The sequence below is a fragment of the Bacillus sp. LL01 genome (genome assembly GCF_001037965.1).
Genome location: NZ_LFEL01000118.1, coordinates 1 through 5,369 on the forward strand (window position 1 = coordinate 1; position 5,369 = coordinate 5,369).

At 38.5% G+C, this 5,369-nt stretch carries 8 protein-coding genes; 7 read left to right on the forward strand and 1 reads right to left on the reverse strand.

Annotated elements, in window-relative coordinates; translation table 11 throughout:
• Positions 1-106: 106 nt before the first annotated feature.
• From AB685_RS25860 to AB685_RS25875, 6 genes are all read left to right on the forward strand, one after another.
• Positions 107-667 (forward strand): GNAT family protein, encoded by a 561-nt coding sequence (locus AB685_RS25860; protein WP_047973468.1) that lies wholly within the window; start codon positions 107-109, stop codon positions 665-667.
• A gap of 64 nt (positions 668-731) precedes the next feature.
• Positions 732-854: a YfhE family protein gene (locus AB685_RS30635; protein ID WP_082153778.1), complete on the forward strand. Its 123-nt coding sequence runs from the start codon at positions 732-734 to the stop codon at positions 852-854.
• 91 nt (positions 855-945) lie between these two features.
• A complete protein-coding gene (locus AB685_RS31860; RefSeq protein WP_198530591.1) occupies positions 946-1,110 on the forward strand; it encodes a hypothetical protein in 165 nt (54 codons plus the stop codon).
• A gap of 367 nt (positions 1,111-1,477) precedes the next feature.
• Positions 1,478-1,951, forward strand: coding sequence for a diaminobutyrate acetyltransferase (ectA, locus tag AB685_RS25865; protein WP_277814314.1), 474 nt, complete (start codon positions 1,478-1,480; stop codon positions 1,949-1,951).
• A 96-nt stretch (positions 1,952-2,047) separates the two neighbouring features.
• Positions 2,048-3,331: a diaminobutyrate--2-oxoglutarate transaminase gene (gene ectB, locus AB685_RS25870; protein ID WP_047973465.1), complete on the forward strand. Its 1,284-nt coding sequence runs from the start codon at positions 2,048-2,050 to the stop codon at positions 3,329-3,331.
• A 91-nt stretch (positions 3,332-3,422) separates the two neighbouring features.
• Entirely contained in the window at positions 3,423-3,809 is a 387-nt protein-coding gene (locus AB685_RS25875) for an ectoine synthase (RefSeq protein ID WP_047973466.1), read from the forward strand.
• A 78-nt stretch (positions 3,810-3,887) separates the two neighbouring features.
• On the opposite strand, the gene AB685_RS25880 is transcribed toward AB685_RS25875, so the two are convergent.
• Positions 3,888-4,184 carry a hypothetical protein gene (locus AB685_RS25880; protein WP_047973467.1) on the reverse strand — a complete coding sequence of 99 codons (297 nt, stop codon included), beginning with the start codon at positions 4,182-4,184 and terminating at the stop codon, positions 3,888-3,890.
• A 393-nt stretch (positions 4,185-4,577) separates the two neighbouring features.
• Between AB685_RS25880 and AB685_RS25885 the strand changes: the two genes are divergently transcribed.
• On the forward strand, positions 4,578-5,369 hold a 792-nt coding region (locus AB685_RS25885; RefSeq protein WP_053073960.1), incomplete at its 3' end, for a glutamine ABC transporter substrate-binding protein.

Here is a 5,369-nt window from a genome sequence, read left to right on the forward strand (position 1 = left end):
CTGGTTCTAGTGGGTTCGATTCCCACCCCGAATTTGATACTTCATTATATTAAATTCGAGGGTGGAAGAACTCATCTGCCCTCTTTAAAAAGGAGGGCTTTTTGTGATTTTAAAGAGACGAGACGTCGCTGATTCTCATGCTTTGTTCGAACTGTTGGTTGACCCGGCTGTATTTCCATATGTTCGTCATAAAGCTTCTTCCTATGATGAGTTTACTTTCTTAACAAAGCAAACCATAGAAGCTGAGGAGCGCGGCGAACTCATATCCCGAACGATCGTCGACGAGTGGGGCGAACCGATTGGTACCATTAATTTATTTGATGTGGCAAACCAAAGCGGGTTTTTAGGAACTTGGATTGGCAAACCATACTTTGGTAAAGGCTATAATCAATTAGCTAAAGATGCTTTCTTTGATGAGCTGTTTTTTCAGTGTGAGATTCAAACTGTTTTTATGCGAATTAGAAAGGAAAATATCCGTTTTCATAAAGCAGCAGCAAAGCTTCCATACACGACTTTAGCCAATGAGCTAAGACCCGATATTTATCAACAAATAAATGAGCAAGCAGATGTGTATGATTTATTTCAAATAGAGAAGGATCAATACCACCTACACTTAATGAGAAAAGACTTGCAACATACACATTCATTTGAAGCAAAAGAAGCTTAATGGATTACTTTCCTATTCTTTGCCCACACTATGACTATCCATGAGTGAAAGTGAGGGGATTTAGATGGAAAGTAAAAAGCGCCATGCTACCGAAGAGCGTAGTACATTACGTAAAGCTCAAGAAGTTCGATTTGCCTCTGAATTTAGAGCAGCAGATCGCGCAGCAAGAAGAGCTTCCAAAAGCTAACACTAATAATTAAACAGATCACATCCATACTATAGGTAGATAAGCAACGCACTTGCTTGTCTAACATATCAACCTTTAGGGGGAATTGATCATGGGTAAGAAAAACCGCAACAAACAACAACAAGAAATGCAACAACATCAGCAACAACATCAGGCTGAGTTTGCTAACGAATTGGACCCTGCTGGTCATAGCGAACAACAACGTCAACAGCAACAAAAGGCTGCTGGAAAACGCTCTAAAAAGAACCAACAATAATTTCACAAAAAGAACAGATAAGCGGCTTTGTTCCGCTTATCTGTTTTTTCATGTTATAAAACCTTCCATACCCTTTGTGCTATAAGGKTTTATGACTTTTACCCTCCTTTTTTCTGACTTTTTAAAAATATCAATTTGTTAGAATACTTAACGATAGCGTAGTATTTAAAACCTTCATAGCCCTTACCTACCTTCATCCCATCTAAGCCCTATTTAAGCGGAATAATCCTTGTTAAGCTCGTTTGCCATCCTTATCTCATCATCATATGATTAAATACGTATTAGTGAGGACCAAAAAGAATATTTTAAGGAGGAAACTGACATTAATAGTCAACAAGCAACTACAACTGCTAAAAAAACAAATCATATTAGCCTCTTAAAACCAACAGTTAATGATGGAGCAGCAATGTGGGAGTTAGTTAACCATTCTACATTGGATCAAAACTCTGCTTATAAGTACATTATGATGTGCGATTTTTTTGCAGAAACATGTGTTGTTGCCAAAGATGAAGAAAAATTAGTTGGCTTCATCACTGCTTTCATCCCTCCCACTAAACCAGATGTCGTTTTTGTATGGCAAATTGGAGTGGATCCCTCTCAACGAGGAAAAGGCCTTGCTTCTCAAATGTTAAATGATTTAGTACAAAGACAAGGTACTAAGGATATTCGATATGTAGAGGCCACTGTCACCCCATCCAACAAAGCGTCACAATCACTGTTCCGCAGATTAGCTCGTGTTCACAATACAAATTGTGAAGTTCTCGATTGTTTCTCTGAAGAATTATTCCCTGGTGACAATCACGAAGAAGAATTGACGTTTCGAATAGGACCATTGCGGTAATCAAGTATTTAGCAATGTCTCAAGTTACCTGCGAGTTCAAGATATACCCACACAAATTAAAGGTGTTGGATTTATTTAAAGGAGGAGAAAGTAACGATGAAACAAACTGACATGAATATATTTTCTCAATTAGAATCTGAGGTAAGAAGTTATTGCCGTAGTTTCCCTACTGTTTTCACAAAAGCAAAGGGCTATAAGATGTGGGATGAGGCAGGTAAGGAGTATCTCGATTTTTTCTCTGGCGCCGGTGCTTTGAATTATGGTCATAACGAAGAAAGTATGAAGCAAAAGTTAGTCGATTATATTATGAGTGACGGAATAACTCATTCACTTGATATGGCGACAGCTCCAAAAGCTGAGTTTCTAGAGACTTTCAATGACGTCATTTTAAAGCCCCGCGGTCTAGAATATAAAGTGATGTTCCCAGGACCAACTGGTACAAACACAGTTGAAAGTGCATTAAAACTGGCACGTAAGGTAACGGGACGCACAGAAATTATTAGTTTCACGAATGGTTTTCATGGAATGACGATTGGTTCACTTTCTGTTACAGGAAACTCTTTCAAACGTAAAGGTGCAGGAATTCCATTACAAAATACAGTAACAATGCCTTACGACAGCTTTGTAAACGATGGCCTCGACACTCTGGAGTATCTCGAACGTTTCCTAGAAGATAGTGGTAGTGGAGTTGCGATCCCTGCTGCAATGATTCTCGAGACAGTCCAAGGTGAAGGCGGTATTAATGCTGCAAGATTCGAGTGGTTACAACGAATCGAAGAGATTTGTAAGCGTTGGGGCATTTTGTTAATTGTCGATGATGTTCAGGCTGGTGTCGGACGTACTGGTACATTCTTCAGCTTTGAGAAAGCTGGAATTAAGCCTGATATCGTTTGTATGTCTAAATCTATTGGTGGGTATGGTCTTCCACTTGCCATCACTTTAATTCGTCCTGATCTTGATATCTGGGCACCTGGTGAGCATAACGGTACGTTCCGTGGAAACAACCATGCTTTCATTACAGCAACTCAAGCTCTTGAGTTCTGGAAAGATCCTAACTTTGAGAGTGAAATTCAAAGACGATCTGAACGTATCTACTCATTCTTAGAAGAGATTATAAATAAATACCCTGAAGTCAAAGGTGAAGTACGCGGTCGTGGTTACATGGTTGGTATTGCAACTAAAGTAGATGGCTTAGCTGAAAAAATTGCCGCTGAAGCATTCAATCGTGGCTTAATCATGGAAACATCAGGACCAAAAGATGAGGTGTTCAAGCTATTTCCACCATTGATCATTGATGATGCAGGACTAGAAGCAGGATTTGAAATCATAGAAGCGAGTGTTAAAACAGCACTCGAAGCATCTGAGGTTGTTCCTTCATAATTTAGAGGGCCTATCAAGGGGGGTTATTGCCTAACATAGCCCCCCATATCAACTAAGACATTTCACACTAACAATACGGAGGTATTCGGACATGAAAGTAGTAGCACTTAAAGACATTATCGGTTCAGAACAAGAAGTAAAAGGGGAAAACTGGACAAGCCGTCGTCTTCTTCTAAAGAAAGATGGCATGGGGTATTCTGTACATGATACGGTGATTAAAGCTGGTACTGAAACACATATCTGGTATCAAAATCATCTTGAAGCTGTTTATTGCATTGAAGGTGAAGGTGAAGTAGAAACACTTAAAGATAATAAAGTGTGGCCAATTAAAAAAGATGAAATCTATGCGTTAGATCAGCATGATGAGCATCTCTTACGTGCTAAAACAGATATGCGTATGGTTTGTGTATTTAACCCACCTATCACAGGTAAAGAAACGCATGATGAGAATGGTGTTTATCCAGTTGATGAGGATTAATCAATATTTATTAAAAAAGCCCCGTAAAAGTTTAATTTTTACGGGGCTTTCGCTATAAGAAATAAAGAATCTGCTTCTTTAATGTATGAGCATTTGTTTAAATTCTACATCAGCCTCATCTACACCTAGCTTCGTCAAAAACAAGATCGCTCCGGACAAATCATCTACCGGATATTGAGTCATACAAATATTCGATGCTTGCTCAAGATTCACTTGGAATAGCGTATCTTCTCTTAATTCATCCTTCAATTCAAATAATACTTTTWAAACATCTTCATCTTTTTCAAACGTTACATACCCATCGCGTTCATTGAAATAGACGATCAATGGAATTTGAGTATGCGGATGAACAATATGAGCTTTGAACAGATTCATACTAGCTCCCCCCTAACTTTTCCATCTTTGGTACTTATACATTCTTTATTTAGTATTTACTACAGTATGATTAGCTTCTGCTTCAATTAACTTCTTTTTTAATACACACCTAATCCTCAGTTAAGCTCATTTTACCATGCGTCCATTCAACTACCCTCTTCTGCCAGAATTCAACCATCCTTTTCTTACTAGTTTTAATATATCAGTTTTTGAGACCAATTGGGACAAAAGTATGAATTTTCATGCCTAATCGTTGGAAATAAACATATCTTTACCATTTTTATCATAAGTCCACTAATTATTTTCAGAAAATTTTATTTTATGTTATAATTCTGTAACATAGAGTCTTAAGCAATCCTACATATGACTCTTATATAAAAAAGGGGGAATTTGATGAAGAAGAGTTACTGGAAATCCATATTGTTCGGTGGTCTATTACTTGTAGCCACGGCCTGTGGATCAAGTGAAGACACTAGTGGTGAGGCTGAGGGAGAAGATACAACAGACGAGGCTGAAAGAGAATCTTATGTTGTTGCAACAGACAATGCTTATGTCCCGTTTGAATTTCTTGATGAGGAGACAGGAGAACTTGTTGGATTTGATATTGATCTAATGACTGCTATTGCTGATGAGGCAGGGTTCGATATTGTATTTGAAGCGATGGAATTTGATGGAATTGTTGCCGGGATTGGTTCTGGTCGTTTTGATATCGGAATCGCTGGTATGACGATTACAGAAGAACGTAAGGAAAACATCGATTTTTCTCAACCTTATTATGAAGCTGGATTGATTGTTGCGGTTCAAGCTGATAATGATGAGATTAATTCGGTTGATGATCTAGATGGTAAAACAGTAGCAACTCGTACTGGCTCAACTAGCGAAACGTATATCCGTGAAAATACAGGCGGCACACCTGAAGCATTTCCACAAATTACAGAAGCGTACCAGAATGTCATTCAAGGTCGTGCTGATGCAGTTATTTATGACATTCCAAACGTTCAGTATTATGCCTCTACAGAAGGTGGCGGCCAATTAAAAACAATTGGTGAACCATTAACAGGTGAAGAATACGGAATTGCTTTTCCAAAAGGATCTGAGCTTCGTGATATAGCGGATGAAGCACTTACTACTCTTATGGAAGATGGCACATATGCTGACTTATATGAGAAATGGTTTGGTGAGCGT